Source organism: Janthinobacterium kumbetense, from assembly GCF_023703445.1.
GTDB lineage: Bacteria > Pseudomonadota > Gammaproteobacteria > Burkholderiales > Burkholderiaceae_D > Janthinobacterium > Janthinobacterium kumbetense.
In genome coordinates this window covers 82,404-97,794 of record NZ_JAMQGR010000008.1, presented here as the reverse complement: position 1 = coordinate 97,794, position 15,391 = coordinate 82,404, and the positions used below count along the sequence as shown (strand labels likewise).

Genomic DNA, 15,391 nt, shown 5'->3' with positions numbered 1-15,391 from the left:
ATCAAAAAAACCATTGGAGACTAGCAATGCATAAAATTTTCAAAGCAAGCGTCACAGCAAGCATCATGATGGCCGCCCTGGCCATCGCCGGCAGCGCCGCCGCGCGCGACGGCAACTACACCCCCGTCGGCACCTGGAAAACCATCGACGACGCCAGCGGCAAGCCGAAATCCCTCGTCGTCATCACGGAAAGCAACGGCGTCTTGCAAGGCAAGATCGAAAAGCTGTTCCGCGGCCCGAATGAAGAGCAAAATCCCAAGTGCGACAAGTGCACGGGCGCCAACAAGGACCAGCCCATCATCGGCCTGGTGATCCTGTCCGGCCTGAAATATGACGGCAAGGAATGGACGGGCGGCGAAATCACGGACCCGGCCAGCGGCAAGGTCTACAAGAGCAAGGCCGAGCTGATCGAAGGCGGCACCAAGCTGCAAGTGCGCGGCTATGTCGGCGTGCCGATGTTTGGCCGCTCGCAAACGTGGGTGCGCGAAGAGTAATCAACGCCCGCCCTGCCCTGATGAAGCCGGCCCTGCGCCGGCTTTTTTTCGTCCTTCCTGCGGCAAACCTGTTGTTTTCCAGGCCGAATTGCTCGCATTCCCGCGTATTTCCACGTGCGGGCAAGCTATGCGCGCCACCGAACATACTTGAAGTTTCCTAAATGAAATAGTGCATGCCTGTGACGCCATCGCCCTGTAGCGAAAGGCGGCATGGCTCTGCCGGATGACCCCATCCGCGGATGCCCGGCAAAGACTGCCATGCACAAAGGAACTATATGAATCTCTTCAAGCGATATCTGACCCCGCTGCTCGTCTCGGCAGGTTTGTTGGCCATGACCGCCCTCGCCGGCTGCGGCGGCGGTGACCAGGGGCGCGATCCCATCCTCGGCTTGCCGGGCGCCACCCTGTCCAGCCTGGCAGTCACGCCCGCCACGGCCACCATCGCCATCGGCGCGGACCAGCAATTCACGGCCATCGCCACGTACAGCGACGGCTCGGCGCAAGACGTCAGCGCCAAGGCGGCCTGGACGTCGGCCACGCCGGCCAGCGCGACAGTCAATGGCGCCACTGGCTTGAGCACCGGCATTGCTGCCGGCACCTCGGCTATCGCTGCCGCATTTGGCGGCAAGAGCGCCAGCAGCATGCTGACCGTCACGCCAGCGACCTTGCTGGCTATTGCAGTCACGCCGCAAAACCCCATCATCCCCGTCGCCGCGACGCGCCAGCTGGCCGTCCTTGCCACGTATTCGGATGGCAGCACCGCCGACGTCACGGCCGGCAGCAGCTTCGTTGCCGCCACGCCCGCTTTCGCCAGCGTCGCCAGCAATGGCCTCGTCACCGGCGTTGCCTTTGGTAGCAGCGTCATGAATGCCAGCTTCAACGGCAAGACGGCCAGCACCACCGTCACCGTGCCTGCCGCCACCATCGTCAGCATCGCCGTCACGCCGGCCACCGCCAGCATCGCTGTCGGCGCCACGCAGCAATTCGTTGCCACGGCAACGTATTCGGACAGCTCGAACGCCATCATCACCAATAGCGCCGTCTGGACGTCGGCTACGGTCGCCAATGCCACGGTATTGAACACGGGCGTCGCCACGGGCATCGCCATCGGCACCAGCAATATCACGGCCACGGCCGGCGGCCAGTCGGGCAGCGCGCTGCTGACCGTCACCGCCGTCGCCATCCCGCCCGTCCTGAACCCGATCATCCTGGGCCGCGCGGCGCCATTCGGCGTGCTGGCCGGCACTTCGATCACCAACAATTCGGGCGGCACCACCCTGATCACGGGCGACGTCGGCGCGCCGTCGCAAACGGTCGACCCGACCCAGGCGGCCGGTTTTACCAACTACAAATCGGGTGCCATCCTGGCCGGCGCCATGACGGATTTGCAAGCGGCGATCACGGACGGCAACAGCCGCACTTGCGACGTCAGCTTTGCCGGCGGCATCGACCTGGGCGGCCAGACCTTCGGCCCCGGCGTGTATTGCTATGCGGGCGCCATCAGCATTACGGGTACCTTGACCCTGAACGGCCCCGGCGTGTACATCTTCCGCACGGCGCTGACCTTGAATTCGACCGTCAATTCAGTGGTTGCCCTGAACAATGGCGCCACGGCCGACAACGTCAGCTGGCTGCCCGTCGGCCCCACCACCCTGGCCGCGAACAGCGTCTTCAAGGGCAATATCCTGGGCCAGTCGGCCGCCATCACGGTGGGCGACAACACGACCCTGCTCAACGGCCGCGTGCTGACGGCTGCCGCCGTTACCCTGCGCAACAACCAGATCACCAAATAACCGGGACATGACCATGACTATCGCACACACACTGGGCGCCCTGAGCGTGATGGCCGGCGCCTTGCTGGCGGCGCAAGCGGCGCAGGCGCAGGACAACACTTTCATCAACCCGGACTGGGCCAACAGCGCCTGGTACCTCGGCGCGGGCGTGGGCCAGTCGCGCGCCACCATCGACGAACCGCGCCTGCGCGCCAGCCTGGCCGCCAATGGCGAGACCGTCACCGGTTTTGCCAAGGACCAGCGCGACACGGGCTATAAACTGTTTGTCGGCCGACAACTGAACCAGTATGTCGCCGTGGAAGCGGGCTACTTTGACCTGGGCAAGTTCGATTTCCAGTCGACCACCAGCGGCAACGGCGTGCTGAACGGGCAAGCGGGCTTTCGCGGCGTGAACCTGGACTTGCTGGGCCAGCTGCCGCTGTCGCAGCGCCTATCCCTGCTGGGCCGGGTCGGCATGCACTACACCAAGACGAATACGGAGTTCAGCGGCAACCGCCTGCTGGGTTCGACCAATACGCATGCCAGCGAGCGCAAGCTCAATGCCAAGCTGGGCCTGGGCCTGGAATACAAGTTCAGCGAAGCGCTGGCCCTGCGCGGCGAAGTCGAGCGCTATCGCTTGAACGACGCCGTGGGCAACCGCGGCGATGCGGACCTGTATTCCGTCAGCCTCGTGTATAAACTGGGCCGCCCGGCCAGCGCCACGCCCGCCTACCAGCCAGCGCCCGACGTCGCCCCTGTCGTCGCCATGCCGGCACCTGTCATCGTGGCCGCGCCGGCGCCAACACCAGTAGCGGAAAAAGTGTCGTTTGCTTCCGAAGCGCTGTTTGATTTCGATCAATCGACGCTCAAGCCGCAAGGCAAGGCGGCGTTGGACCAGTTGCTGGGCCAGTTGAATGGCATGGATCTGGAAGTCATCGTCACGGTCGGCCATACGGATGCCGTCGGTCCGGATGCCTACAACCAGAAACTGTCGCAACGCCGCGCCGAAGCCGTCAAGGCTTACCTGGTGGCGCAAGGCGTGGAAACGAACCGCGTCTACACGGAAGGCAAGGGAGAAACGCAGCCCGTGGCCGACAACACGAGCGCCGCCGGGCGCGCCAAGAACCGCCGCGTGACGGTGGAAGTGGTGGGCACGCGAAAAGTTTCACGCTAAGTTTCACGCACATGTAAAAAAACCGGCTTGCGCCGGTTTTTTTTCGCCTGCCGCTTTACGCCGGCTTGCGGTGATGCTTGCTCAGATGCCGGTCCAGGCTGTTGGCGAACTGTTGCCGATCCGACTGGCTGAAGGCGGCCGGGCCGCCCGTGTCGACGCCGCCGCTGCGCAATTCTTCCATGAAGGCGCGCATCGTCAGTTGCTGGGCGATATTGTCCTTCGTGTAAAACTCGCCACGGGGGTTCAGCGCAAAACCGCCCTTGGTCAGCACGTCGGCGGCCAGCGGGATATCGCCCGTGATGACGAGGTCGCCCGGATTGAGCAGGCGCACGATTTCCTGGTCCGCCACGTCGGCGCCGGACGGCACTTGCACGGTACGGATGAAACGCGAGGGCGGCACGCGCAAGCCCTGGTTGGCCACCAGGGTGAGCGGCAACTCCAGGCGGTCGGCGACTCTGTACAAAATTTCCTTGATGACGACGGGACAGGCATCGGCGTCGATCCAGATCTGCATGCCCGGCGCGGTCTGTTGGCTGCCTTCCGCCATCACAGTTCCCACGCTTCGCCGCCGGGACCCATGCGCGGGGCGCTGACGCCGAAGTGCAGGTACGCGGCCGGCGTGGCGACACGCCCACGGGGCGTGCGCTGCAGGAAACCTTGCTGTATCAGGTACGGTTCCAGCACGTCTTCGATAGTATCGGCCGCTTCGCCGATGGCCGCCGCCAGGTTGCCGATGCCGACGGGGCCGCCGCCGAACTTGAACAGCACGGCTTCGAGCAGCTTGCGGTCCATCACATCAAAGCCGGCGGAATCGACGTCGAGCATGGCCAGCGCGTGGTCGGCCACCACCTTGGTGATCTCGCCATTGCTTTTGACTTCCGCAAAATCGCGCACGCGGCGCAGCAGGCGGTTGGCGATGCGGGGCGTGCCGCGCGCGCGCTGGGCGATTTCATGCGCGCCTTCCGGATCGATGGGCGCCTTCAGCAAGGCGGCGCTGCGCGTGACGATCTTCGTCAATTCTCCCGTGTTGTAGAACTCCAGGCGCGCCACGATGCCGAAGCGGTCGCGCAGCGGATTGGTCAGCATGCCGGCGCGCGTGGTGGCGCCCACTAATGTAAACGGCTGCAAATCGAGTTTTACGGAACGGGCGGCCGGGCCTTCGCCGATCATGATATCGATTTGATAATCCTCAAGCGCCGGATACAAAATCTCTTCCACGACGGGCGACAGGCGGTGGATTTCATCGATGAACAGGACATCGTTCGCTTCCAGGTTCGTCAGGATCGCCGCCAGGTCGCCCGGACGCTCCAGCACGGGGCCGGAGGTCTGGCGCAGGTTGACGCCCATTTCGCGCGCGATGATGTGCGCCAGGGTCGTCTTGCCCAGGCCCGGCGGGCCGAACAATAAAGTGTGGTCGAGCGCTTCCTTGCGCTGGCGCGCGGCCGTAATAAAAATTTCCAGTTGGTCGCGGATCTTTTCCTGCCCTACGTATTCATCGAGTTGCTTCGGGCGCAAGGCCCGTTCGATGGCCTCTTCGTTGTGCGAAATGGGCGCCGCGTCGATGATGCGCTGTTCCGTGAAGCTGTCGGTCTGGATGCTCATGCCCTATCAGCCTTTCGACAGCGCTTTCAGCGCCAGTTTGATGCCGTCGGACACGCCGCTGCCTGCCGGCACGTTTTTCACGGCCGCCAGCGCTTCCTTGTCCGAATAGCCGAGCGCGACCAGCGCGTTGAGGATATCCGACTGCGCATCGGGCGCCGCGTGCGCGCCCAGCGGGCCAAGATCGGCACCGATCTTGCCCTTCAATTCCAGTAATAAACGTTCGGCCGTCTTTTTGCCGATGCCCGGCACTTTCACGAGGCGGCCGGAATCCTGCAGGGTAATCGCCTGCGCCAGGTCGGCGATCGTCATGCCGGACAAAATCGACAGGGCCATGCGCGCGCCCACACCCGTGATCTTGATCAGCTGGCGGAATACGGCACGCTCGGCCGCATTGCCGAAACCAAACAGCAAATGCGCATCTTCGCGGATGGCCTGGTGCGTGAACAGCACGACTTTTTCGCCCACGTGGGGCAAGTTATAAAAAGTGCTCATCGGCACGTCGACTTCATAGCCGACGCCCTGGCAATCGACCAGCAATTGTGGCGGATTCTTTTCAAGCAAAATACCGGAGAGACGGCCTATCATCGCGTGTTCCTAATGTTGTGTATATATATGAGGGCCATGCAGCTATCCCACTAAACGGCCGCGCTTCATGCGCAGCCCCTGCAGCTGGGGCGCCAGCGCGCCTATCATGGCCAGCGCATCGATGCTGTTGGCATGGCAAATGGCCACGCCCAGGGCATCGGCCGCATCCGTGCCGGGCAAGCCGGGCAAGGACAGCAGGCGCGACACCATTTCCTGCACCTGTTCCTTGGCCGCCTTGCCGTGGCCCGTGACGGCCTGCTTCACTTGCAGCGCCGTGTATTCGGCCACCGACAGGTCGGCGTTGACCAGCGCGCAGATGGCCGCGCCACGCGCCTGACCCAGCAGCAGGGTCGATTGGGGATTGACGTTGACAAACACTTTTTCGATGGCCGCGCAATCGGGCTGGTAGGTGCCGACGATTTCGCCCACGCCTTGCAAGATGACCTTCAGGCGCGGCGGCAATTCCCCTTCGGAACCCGTCTTGACGGTACCCGACGCGATATAGCGCAGCTTGTTGCCGTGTTTTTCAATGACCCCAAAGCCGGTCGTGCGCAGGCCAGGATCGATGCCAAGAATAATCATCGCCAGATTCTATAATGAATACGGCAGGCACCGGTGAATAACCGGTGCCTGCCGCTGAGTTACTGCCAGCCGGGGTATTGAATCCCGGCCTGTTCCAGATCAATGACGGAAGTGACGGGTTCCGGTATACAACATGACAACGCCGCGCTCGTCCGCCGCATCGATCACTTCCTGGTCGCGCATGGAGCCGCCCGGGTGGATGACGCAGGTCGCGCCGGCGTCGACGACGACGTCGAGGCCGTCGCGGAACGGGAAGAAGGCGTCCGACGCCACCACGGAGCCGGTCAGGCTCAGGCCGGCGTTTTGCGCCTTGATGGAAGCGATGCGGGCCGAGTCGATACGGCTCATCTGGCCTGCGCCCACGCCCAGGGTCATGTTATTGCCGCAGAAGACGATGGCGTTCGACTTGACGAATTTCGCCACTTTCCAGGCGAACATCAGGTCGGCCAGTTGCTGCGGCGTTGGCTGCAGCTTGCTGACCACGCGCAAGTCGCCGATACCGACGTTTTTCGCGTCCGGCGATTGCACCAGCAAGCCGCCACCGACGCGCTTGAAGTCCATGGCGTGCACGCCGCCGCCCAGCGGGATTTCCAGCATGCGCACGTTTTGCTTGCTCGACAGAATCTGTTTCGCTTCGGCGGAGAACGATGGAGCGATCAGCACTTCGACGAACAGCTTGGCGATTTCGCCGGCGGTGGCGCCGTCGAGTTCGGTATTAAACGCGATGATGCCGCCGAATGCCGAGGTCGGGTCCGTCTGCAGGGCGCGCGCATACGCTTCCGCCGCATTCTTGCCCAGCGCTACGCCGCATGGGTTCGCATGCTTGACGATGACGCAAGCGGCGCTTTGCTCGAAGCCGCCCATGCTCTTCACGCATTCCCAGGCCGCATCCGCATCGGCGATGTTGTTGTACGACAATTCCTTGCCTTGCAGCTGGCGGTAGTTGGCCAAGGCGCCATCGGTGGTGACCAGGTCGCGGTAGAAGGCGGCGCTCTGGTGCGGGTTTTCACCGTAGCGCATGTCTTGCACTTTCTCAAATGCAACGTTGAGGATTTGCGGGTAGGCGCCGCGCTCGGCGTGCACTTTCGTCGGGCCCAGGCTGGTCAGGTAGTTGGTGATGGCGCCATCGTATTGCGCCGTGTGCGCAAAGACTTTTTTCGCCAGCATGAATTTGGTGTCATAGCTCACGTCGCCGGCCTTGCCGTCGGCCGAGCGCATTTCCGCCAGCACGGCGTCGTAGTCGCTCGGGTCGCAGATGACGACCACGTCCTTGTGGTTCTTGGCCGCCGAACGCAGCATGGTCGGGCCGCCGATATCGATGTTTTCGATCGCGTCTTCCAAGGTGCAATCGGCCTTGGCGACCGTGCCCTGGAACGGGTACAGGTTGACCACCACCATGTCGATGGTCGGCATGTCGTGCTCGACCAGTTTCGACATGTGCTCAGGGAAATCGCGGCGCGCCAGGATACCGCCGTGCACTTTCGGGTGCAGGGTCTTCACCCGGCCATCGAGCATCTCCGGGAAACCCGTGTAATCGGCAACTTCCGTGACGGGAACACCGTTGTCTGCCAGCAATTTTGCGGTACCGCCTGTGGACAGGAGGTTGACGCCGAGGGCGGACAGGGCGCGGGCGAATTCGAGAACGCCGGTCTTGTCGGAAACGGAGAGGAGAGCTTGTTTGATCATGGCTGTGGCTAGGTGGTTAAGTGTTCTTGGCGAATGGCGCCGCTCAGTCGTCTGGCTGAGGCGGCGGCGGATTCAAATCTTGGCGTCACTTGCATGCCGGCATTACAGCAAACCGTGCTCCTGCAATTTCTTGCGCAGGGTATTGCGGTTGATGCCCAGCATCTGCGCGGCGTGCGACTGGTTGCCATCGGCGCGTGTCATCACGACTTCCAGGATGGGCTTTTCCACGGTCAGCACGACCATGTCATAGATATTCGATGCTTGCTGTTCGCCCAGGTCATTGAAGTAATCTTCTAGACTTTTCTGTACGACTTCCTGAATGCTTTCTTTGCTCATTTGTATGCTTCAACCGGCTGAACACCTGGCTATCCGGTGCCGCGTCGCTCATGCGGTCCGCGTGCTGCCCTCTTGCCTCGGTGTTGTAATTAATATTGCATGACGCTCTGTATATAGGCGCTCGCCCTTGTACTGCTGGTCACTGATTTATGCTGCTTGCTGCTATCTGCTCATGCTGCCGTGGCCGCAGGTTCGATCACATCGATCAGGCCACTTTCACTGGATTCGGAGAGGCGGTATTGTAACCGTTCGCCAAATTTCCATTGCGACTCAAAAAATTGATCAACGGCCAGCAACTGCGCTTCCGTCGACTCCAGCAAGTTCATTTGCTGTCGGAACGCTTCGCCGCCTTCCAGATCCTTGACATACCAGCCGATGTGCTTGCGCGCCGTGCGCACGCCGAGAAATTCCCCATAAAACGCGTAATGGGCGCGCAAATGCTCATCCATCAGGGTGCGGACTTCATCCACGTAAGGCGCCGGCAACAAGGTGCCGGTGCGCAAAAAATGGTCGATCTCGCGGCAAATCCACGGCCGGCCCTGCGCCGCGCGGCCGATCATGACGGCATCGGCGCCCGTTTGATCCAGCACAAAGCGGGCCTTCTCAGGACTGGTAATGTCGCCGTTGGCCACCACGGGAATGCCCACCGATGCTTTTACGGCGGCAATAGTTTCATATTCGGCATCACCCTTGTAGCCATCGGCGCGCGTGCGGCCGTGCAGGGTCAGCATCTGGATGCCGGCTTGCTCGGCGATGCGGGCGATTTTCAGGGCATTCTTGTTTTCGCGGTTCCAGCCCGTGCGAAATTTCAGGGTGACGGGCACGTCGACGGCGTTGACGACGGCGTGCAATATCTTTTCGACCAGGCTTTCGTTTTGCAGCAAGGCCGAACCGCACCAGCTGTTGCACACCTTTTTGACGGGGCAACCCATGTTGATGTCGATTATCTGCGCACCCCGGTCCACGTTGAACTTGGCGCAGTCGGCCAGGTCTTGCGGATCGGCGCCGGCGATCTGCACGGCCTTTGGCTCCATTTCGCCTGCATGGTCCGTGCGGCGCGAGCTTTTTTCCGTCGCCCACAGGCGCGGATTCGACGCCGCCATCTCCGACACGGCGTAACCGGCGCCCAACTGCTTGCACAACTGGCGGAAAGGCCGATCCGTCACGCCCGCCATGGGAGCGACGAAAACGTTGTTGCGCAGAATGTGAGGGCCGATTTGCACTGAAGAACCTGGAATGGACGGAGGAACCTGCTATTTTAACCGATTCCCTGCCTAATTAATAAGCACTATTTTTTTGTTCAGTGCGTCAGAGTGAGGAGGGACCGCTTAGCCCAGCTCGTCCATCGCGGGCGCGCTCAAGTGTTCGATATTTCCCCAGTGCACCAAATGCAGCTTGCCGTCGGCGTAAGAAAAACGGTTGACGCTGGCATTTTTGACCTGGAAGTCGCGCGGACTGTCGAGCGTCATGCCGACCGCCTCGCGGTAAGCGCACTCGAGCACGCCGCCGTGGGCCACGATGGCGATCGTCTGGCCGTCATATTGCCGGGCCCAGCGGGCGATGGCGCCATTTGCGCGCGCATAGAACTGGCGGAAGCTTTCGGCTTGGCGCTCGCCCGACGGCATCACGGCGTCGATCTGGCGCGATTGCCACTGTGCATACTCGTGCGGATAGCGCGCGGCGATGTCCGCATACAGCAAGCCTTCGAAGGCGCCGTAGCAGCGCTCGCGCAGCAAGGAATCCGTTTGCACGGGTAAATCTTTCACGTCGGCAACGGCTTGCGCCGTCTGCTGCGCGCGTTGCAAGTCGCTGGCGATGATGGCGGCCAGCGGTTCGTCCGCCAGCGCCTGCCCCAGCGCCCCCGCTTGCGCCAGGCCCGCCTCGTTCAGGGCGATGTCGATATGGCCCTGCAGGCGGCGGCCCGCATTCCAGGCCGTTTCGCCATGGCGTATCAGTAAAATCGTGGTGCTCATGCTTTATTTCTTCAGGGTAAGTGCCAACTCGGGGTGAAGCGAATAGGCGACGACGAGCTGGGCTTCGTCGAGGATGTGGCCGTACAGGGCGGCATGCGCCTGCTGCCCCGTAAAACGCTCGGGCAAGGCCAGTTGCGGCACGTCGAGCGCATACAGGCGGAAAATGTAGTGGTGGATGCGCTCGTCATTCCACGGCGGGCATGGGCCATCGTAGCCGTAATAGTCGCCGCCCATGTCCGGGTCGGCGGCAAACCAGCCCGTGTAGTCGTTCAAGCCCTGGCGCAGCCCAGTAGCAGTCCCGGCAGCCTTGCCGCGCGGCGTGATGCCGCTGGAAAATTCTCCGGCGGCAATAACCCGCATGGCAGGCGGCAAGTCGAGCAAGCTCCAGTGATAAAAGTCGCCGCGCGGCGCCGTCAGCGGCAGGACCTGGCCTTCAACATTGACCAGGCTGGCGTCTTGCGGCGCATCGGGGTCGATGCAGAACAGGGCCAGCGACTCGGTGCCGTTCGGCACCTCGTCCCAAGCCAGATGGGGATTGCGGTTGCCGGCGAGGCGCACGCGGCTGGCCGGATCGATCTCGGCAAAGGCATGATCGGCCGGCATCAGGCCGCCATCACGAAACGTCTCGCTCCACAATTTCATCGCTTGCTCCTCTTGTAGTTATTGTTTGGCATTCACTTGCAGCCAGAAGGTCACCGGGCCGTCATTCGTCAGCGACACTTGCATGTCGGCGCCAAACTGTCCCGTTTGCACGGTCGCATGGCGGCTGCGCGCCTGGTCCACGAAATACGTGAACAGGCGCAAGCCGTCCTGCGGCACGGCCGCCGGCGTAAACGACGGGCGCGTGCCGGACTTGGTGTCGGCCGCCAAGGTGAACTGGGGCACCAGCAGCAAGCCGCCGGCCACGTCCGTCACACTGCGGTTCATCTTGCCCGCGTCGTCGGCAAACACGCGATAGCCGAGCAACTTGGCCAGCAGGGCGTCCGCTTCCTTCTCCGTATCGCCCCGCTCCGCGCACACGAGCACCATCAGTCCCGCGTCGATGGCGCCGATGGTGGCGCCGGCCACGTCGACCTTTGCCTGCGTGACGCGCTGCAGCAGCGCGATCATGCCGTCAAGGTGACGCGCGCAAAGCTGCGCTTGCCAACTTGCAACACGAACTGACCGGCTGCCACTTGCAAGCCCTTGTCGCTGATGACGGTGCCGTCGATGCGCACGCCGCCCTGGTCGATCTTGCGCATGGCTTCCGACGCCGATGGGCACAGGCCCGCCTGTTTCAGCAGTTGCGGAATGCCCAGCGGGGCGCCAGCCAAGGTCACTTCCGGGATATCGTCGGGGATGCCGCCCTTCGAGCGGTTGACGAAGTCGGCCAGCGCATCTTCCGCCGCCTGCTGCGAGTGGAAGCGGGCGACGATCTCTTGCGCCAGCGCAACCTTGGCATCGCGCGGATTGCGGCCTTCCTCGACTTCGCGCCTCAGCTGCGCCAGTTCGGCGATCGAGCGCCACGACAGCAGCTCGTAGTAGCGCCACATCATGACGTCGGAAATGCTCATCAGCTTGGCGAACATGGTATTGCCCGGTTCCGTGATGCCGATGTAGTTATTCTTCGACTTGGACATTTTTTCCACGCCGTCCAAACCTTCCAGCAGAGGCATGGTCAAAATACACTGCTGCTCCTGTCCGTACTGCTTTTGCAGTTCGCGGCCCACCAGCAGGTTGAATTTCTGGTCCGTGCCGCCCAGTTCCAGGTCCGATTTCAGGGCCACCGAGTCGTAGCCCTGCATCAGCGGGTACAGGAATTCATGTACGGAAATAGGAATGCCGCCCTGGAAGCGCTTGGTGAAGTCGTCGCGCTCGATCATGCGCGCCACCGTGTAGTGGGAAGCGAGCTGGATGATGCCGCGCGCGCCCAGCGGATCGCACCACTCGGAGTTATAGCGGATTTCGGTCTTGCTGGCGTCCAACACTAAAGATGCTTGCGCGAAATACGTCATCGCGTTAATCTCGATCTGTTCCTTGGTCAGGGGCGGACGCGTGACGTTGCGGCCCGAAGGGTCGCCGATCATGGATGTGAAGTCGCCGATGAGGAAAATGACTTGATGGCCGAGGTTTTGCAGCTGGCGCATCTTGTTCAGCACGACGGTATGGCCCAGATGCAAGTCGGGTGCAGTCGGGTCCAGGCCCAGTTTGATGCGCAGTGGAACACCGGTTTTCTCGGAGCGTGCTAATTTTTGCGCAAATTCGCTTTCGATCAAGAGTTCGTCGACGCCACGCTTGGTAATCGCGAGGGCTTCTTGTACTCTGTCCGACAGCGGAAGCGCGGTCTGAGCGGCGTTAGCCTTTGTAGGCGATGCGGTGGTGTTGATTTCCATAAAATTTGACTGTAGATCTCAAAATGGTAGTAGGTTTGCGGAGTTTGCTATAATGCTCGATCCCATCAATCTTGCCGTATGAAAACGAACCAAAATAACAATAACAAAGAGCACTAGTTCACGAATCGTTCAAGGGCAAATTTTAACTGATTGCATGAACCCTATACATAAAATCACAGGCTCACGCTTGTACACACAGCTGGCGACGACACGCAAGGCACGCATTATCAGCGTGTCCGCAGTGCTGCTCGCCGTGGCCGCCTTCGGCGCGGTCGCTGTGTCGCCCATGGCGCCCGACGCATCCGATTTGCCGGTGACGTCCATCGCCCAAAACCTGGAAATGCCTGATCTCGCCTCGCAAATTTCCGCGATGGAACAGGTAGACCAGAATTTCACCCACGAAGAAAAAGTCCGCGCCGGCGATACCCTCGCCACCCTGCTGACCCGTCTCGGCGTGGATGATCCGGTGGCCGCCAATTTCATCAAAACCGACAAGATCGCGCGCGGCGTGATGTTGCTGAAATCGGGCAAGCGCGTGCAAGCGCAAACGTCCGAAAACGGCGACCTCAACTGGATGCGCGCCACCCTCGTCGACGGCACGGACAAATCGGTCAAGAACATCCTGATCACCCGCAAGGGCGACAAGTTCGTGGCAACGGAAGTGGCAGCCCAGCTGGAACGCCGCGTTGAAATGCACGCGCGCAAGATTACCTCCACCCTGTTCGCCGCCACCGACTCCAGCCTGGACGGCACCCGCCTGCCAGACTCGATTTCCGCGCAAATCGTGGAAATGTTCTCCACCAATATCGACTTCCGCTCCGACCTGAAACGCGGCGACTCGTTCAATGTTGTCTATGAAACATTCTGGCAAGATGGCGAATTTGTCCGAGCGGGCCGCATCCTGGCCGGTGAATTCACCAACCGCGGCACGACTTACCAGTCCGTTTGGTTCGAAGACCCAGCCAGCAAGCAAGGCGGCGGTTACTACAGTTTCGACGGCAAGTCCCTCAAAAAAGCCTTCCTGAAATCCCCCCTCGAATTCTCCCGCATCTCGTCCGGCTTCTCCATGCGCGTGCACCCGATTTCCGGCAACTGGAAAGCGCACAAGGGCATCGATTTCGCCGCAGCAACGGGCACGCCTATCCGCGCTTCGGGCGACGGCGTGGTCGATTCTGTCGGCAGCCAAAACGGCTACGGCAATGTTGTTGTTCTGAAACATTGGGCCAACTACACGACCGCCTATGCGCACATGAGCCGCTTCGCTTCGGGCCTGAAAAAAGGTCAAAAAGTGAGCCAGGGCGATGTGATCGGCTATGTCGGCACCACCGGCTGGTCCACGGGCGCCCATTTGCACTATGAATTCCGCGTTGGCGGCGTGGCGCAAGACCCAAGCAAGCTGAATGTGCAAGCCCAGGCGCCATTGACGGCCGCCGAGCTGAGCCGCTTCCGCATGGTGTCGGCTGACATGATGCACCGCTTCACCCTGCTGCGTCCGAACGACACGGCCCTGGCGTCGCGTTAAGCAACACGGCCTTCGGGCAACAATAGAGGCACCGCCCATGCAGATGGCCGGTGCCTTTGTTTTTTCCCGCGTGCTTTTGTTTTCCCCGCGCGCTTTTGCGTGCGGCACAAATGCGGCACAATGCACCTCACCACTTACGTATTCAAGGAAAACCCCATGCTGTATATCGGTTTAATGTCGGGTACCAGCCTCGATGGCGTCGACGGCGCGCTGGTCGACTTTTCCGACGAGGGCACGCGCAGCCTGGGCGATGCGTACATTCCCTTCCCCGCCAGCCTGCGCGACGACCTGATGGCCTTGCAAAGTGCCGGCCAGAATGAAATCGAACGCGAAGCGCTGGCGGCCAATCAACTCGTGCGCCACTACGCCGATTGCGTCGCCATGCTTTTAAGCAACGCGGGCATCGTCGCGGACGCCATCGCCGCCATCGGCGCGCATGGCCAGACCATCCGCCACCGCCCCGAGCTGGGTTTTACGCGCCAGTTGAACAATCCGGCCCTGCTGGCCGAATTGACGGGCATCGACGTCATCGCGGACTTGCGCAGCCGCGACGTGGCGGCCGGCGGCCAGGGCGCGCCGCTGGTGCCGGCCTTTCACCAGGCCATTTTCAATCTGCCGGGCCACACGCGCGTGCTGGCCAATATCGGCGGCATCAGCAATATCAGCGTGCTGCATGCGGATGGCACGGTGACGGGCTACGACACGGGTCCCGGCAATGCGCTGATGGATGGCTGGGTCTTGCGGCACCTGGGCCAGCCCTACGACGCCAACGGCGCCTGGGCCGCCACGGGCCAGGTCATCCCCGCCCTGCTGGCGGATTTGCTCGATGAGCCCTATTTTGACTTGCCGGCGCCGAAAAGCACGGGCCGTGACCTGTTCCATGCCGACTGGCTCAGCGCCAAGCTGGCCAATTACCCCACCGCCCTGCCCGCCGACGTGCAGGCGACATTGACCCAGCTGACGGCTGTCAGCCTGGCGCGCGCCATCCTGCGCGACGGGGCGCAGGCGGAAACCGTGTATGTGTGTGGCGGCGGGGCGCAGAACGCCAGCCTGATGGCGGCGCTGGCCGCCGAATTGCCGGGCATGGCGGTGGAGTCCACGCAAGCATTGGGCGTGGCGCCCAGCCAGGTCGAGGCGCTGGCCTTTGCGTGGCTGGCCTGGCGCTTTACGCAGCGCAAGCCGGGCAACTTGCCGGCCGTGACGGGTGCGCAGGGCTTGCGGGTACTGGGCGCGCTATACCCGCGCTGATACCGCGTTGATCAGGAACAAGTATTCCAGAAACACAAATAGCGG

General features: G+C 62.0%; 16 protein-coding genes. 5 read left to right on the top strand and 11 right to left on the bottom strand.

The window, feature by feature from the left end:
- Positions 1–26: 26 nt before the first annotated feature.
- From NCG91_RS20635 to NCG91_RS20625, 3 genes are all read left to right on the top strand, one after another.
- On the top strand, positions 27–494 hold the full coding sequence (locus NCG91_RS20635) for a DUF2147 domain-containing protein (RefSeq protein ID WP_099665508.1): 468 nt from the start codon (positions 27–29) through the stop codon (positions 492–494).
- A 275-nt stretch (positions 495–769) separates the two neighbouring features.
- On the top strand, positions 770–2,287 hold the full coding sequence (locus NCG91_RS20630) for an ice-binding family protein (protein WP_251351006.1): 1,518 nt from the start codon (positions 770–772) through the stop codon (positions 2,285–2,287).
- Between the two features lie 13 nt (positions 2,288–2,300).
- The gene (locus NCG91_RS20625) at positions 2,301–3,440 is read left to right on the top strand and encodes an OmpA family protein (RefSeq protein WP_251351005.1); all 1,140 of its coding nucleotides are present in this window, start codon (positions 2,301–2,303) and stop codon (positions 3,438–3,440) included.
- Positions 3,441–3,495: 55 nt separating this feature from the next.
- On the opposite strand, the gene NCG91_RS20620 is transcribed toward NCG91_RS20625, so the two are convergent.
- The 11 genes from NCG91_RS20620 to tyrS all read right to left on the bottom strand — a co-directional run bounded on the left by NCG91_RS20620 (position 3,496) and on the right by tyrS (position 12,576).
- A complete protein-coding gene (locus NCG91_RS20620; protein ID WP_099668247.1) occupies positions 3,496–3,954 on the bottom strand; it encodes a YaiI/YqxD family protein in 459 nt (152 codons plus the stop codon).
- Positions 3,955–3,986: 32 nt separating this feature from the next.
- Positions 3,987–5,042: a Holliday junction branch migration DNA helicase RuvB gene (gene ruvB, locus NCG91_RS20615; protein ID WP_251351004.1), complete on the bottom strand. Its 1,056-nt coding sequence runs from the start codon at positions 5,040–5,042 to the stop codon at positions 3,987–3,989.
- Between the two features lie 6 nt (positions 5,043–5,048).
- Positions 5,049–5,627: a Holliday junction branch migration protein RuvA gene (gene ruvA / locus NCG91_RS20610; protein WP_034784779.1), complete on the bottom strand. Its 579-nt coding sequence runs from the start codon at positions 5,625–5,627 to the stop codon at positions 5,049–5,051.
- Positions 5,628–5,669: 42 nt separating this feature from the next.
- The gene (gene ruvC / locus NCG91_RS20605) at positions 5,670–6,209 is read right to left on the bottom strand and encodes a crossover junction endodeoxyribonuclease RuvC (RefSeq protein WP_251351003.1); all 540 of its coding nucleotides are present in this window, start codon (positions 6,207–6,209) and stop codon (positions 5,670–5,672) included.
- A gap of 99 nt (positions 6,210–6,308) precedes the next feature.
- The gene (gene purH / locus NCG91_RS20600; protein ID WP_077399554.1) at positions 6,309–7,895 is read right to left on the bottom strand and encodes a bifunctional phosphoribosylaminoimidazolecarboxamide formyltransferase/IMP cyclohydrolase; all 1,587 of its coding nucleotides are present in this window, start codon (positions 7,893–7,895) and stop codon (positions 6,309–6,311) included.
- A gap of 102 nt (positions 7,896–7,997) precedes the next feature.
- Positions 7,998–8,231 carry a helix-turn-helix domain-containing protein gene (locus tag NCG91_RS20595; RefSeq protein WP_008445162.1) on the bottom strand — a complete coding sequence of 78 codons (234 nt, stop codon included), beginning with the start codon at positions 8,229–8,231 and terminating at the stop codon, positions 7,998–8,000.
- A 170-nt stretch (positions 8,232–8,401) separates the two neighbouring features.
- On the bottom strand, positions 8,402–9,454 hold the full coding sequence (gene dusB / locus NCG91_RS20590) for a tRNA dihydrouridine synthase DusB (protein WP_251351002.1): 1,053 nt from the start codon (positions 9,452–9,454) through the stop codon (positions 8,402–8,404).
- A gap of 105 nt (positions 9,455–9,559) precedes the next feature.
- Positions 9,560–10,204, bottom strand: a complete 645-nt coding sequence (locus tag NCG91_RS20585; protein WP_099665513.1) for a histidine phosphatase family protein — start codon at positions 10,202–10,204, stop codon at positions 9,560–9,562.
- 3 nt (positions 10,205–10,207) lie between these two features.
- The gene (locus NCG91_RS20580; protein ID WP_251351001.1) at positions 10,208–10,846 is read right to left on the bottom strand and encodes a YbhB/YbcL family Raf kinase inhibitor-like protein; all 639 of its coding nucleotides are present in this window, start codon (positions 10,844–10,846) and stop codon (positions 10,208–10,210) included.
- A gap of 18 nt (positions 10,847–10,864) precedes the next feature.
- Positions 10,865–11,314: a D-aminoacyl-tRNA deacylase gene (gene dtd / locus NCG91_RS20575; protein WP_251351000.1), complete on the bottom strand. Its 450-nt coding sequence runs from the start codon at positions 11,312–11,314 to the stop codon at positions 10,865–10,867.
- The gene (gene tyrS, locus NCG91_RS20570) at positions 11,311–12,576 is read right to left on the bottom strand and encodes a tyrosine--tRNA ligase (RefSeq protein ID WP_251350999.1); all 1,266 of its coding nucleotides are present in this window, start codon (positions 12,574–12,576) and stop codon (positions 11,311–11,313) included. The genes dtd and tyrS overlap by 4 nt, the downstream gene beginning before the upstream one ends.
- Before the next feature lie 154 nt (positions 12,577–12,730).
- Between tyrS and NCG91_RS20565 the strand changes: the two genes are divergently transcribed.
- Together NCG91_RS20565 and NCG91_RS20560 are read left to right on the top strand one after the other, a co-directional pair.
- Positions 12,731–14,098: a M23 family metallopeptidase gene (locus NCG91_RS20565; RefSeq protein ID WP_077399536.1), complete on the top strand. Its 1,368-nt coding sequence runs from the start codon at positions 12,731–12,733 to the stop codon at positions 14,096–14,098.
- A 156-nt stretch (positions 14,099–14,254) separates the two neighbouring features.
- Entirely contained in the window at positions 14,255–15,346 is a 1,092-nt protein-coding gene (locus NCG91_RS20560) for an anhydro-N-acetylmuramic acid kinase (RefSeq protein ID WP_251350998.1), read from the top strand.
- Positions 15,347–15,391 lie beyond the last annotated feature (45 nt).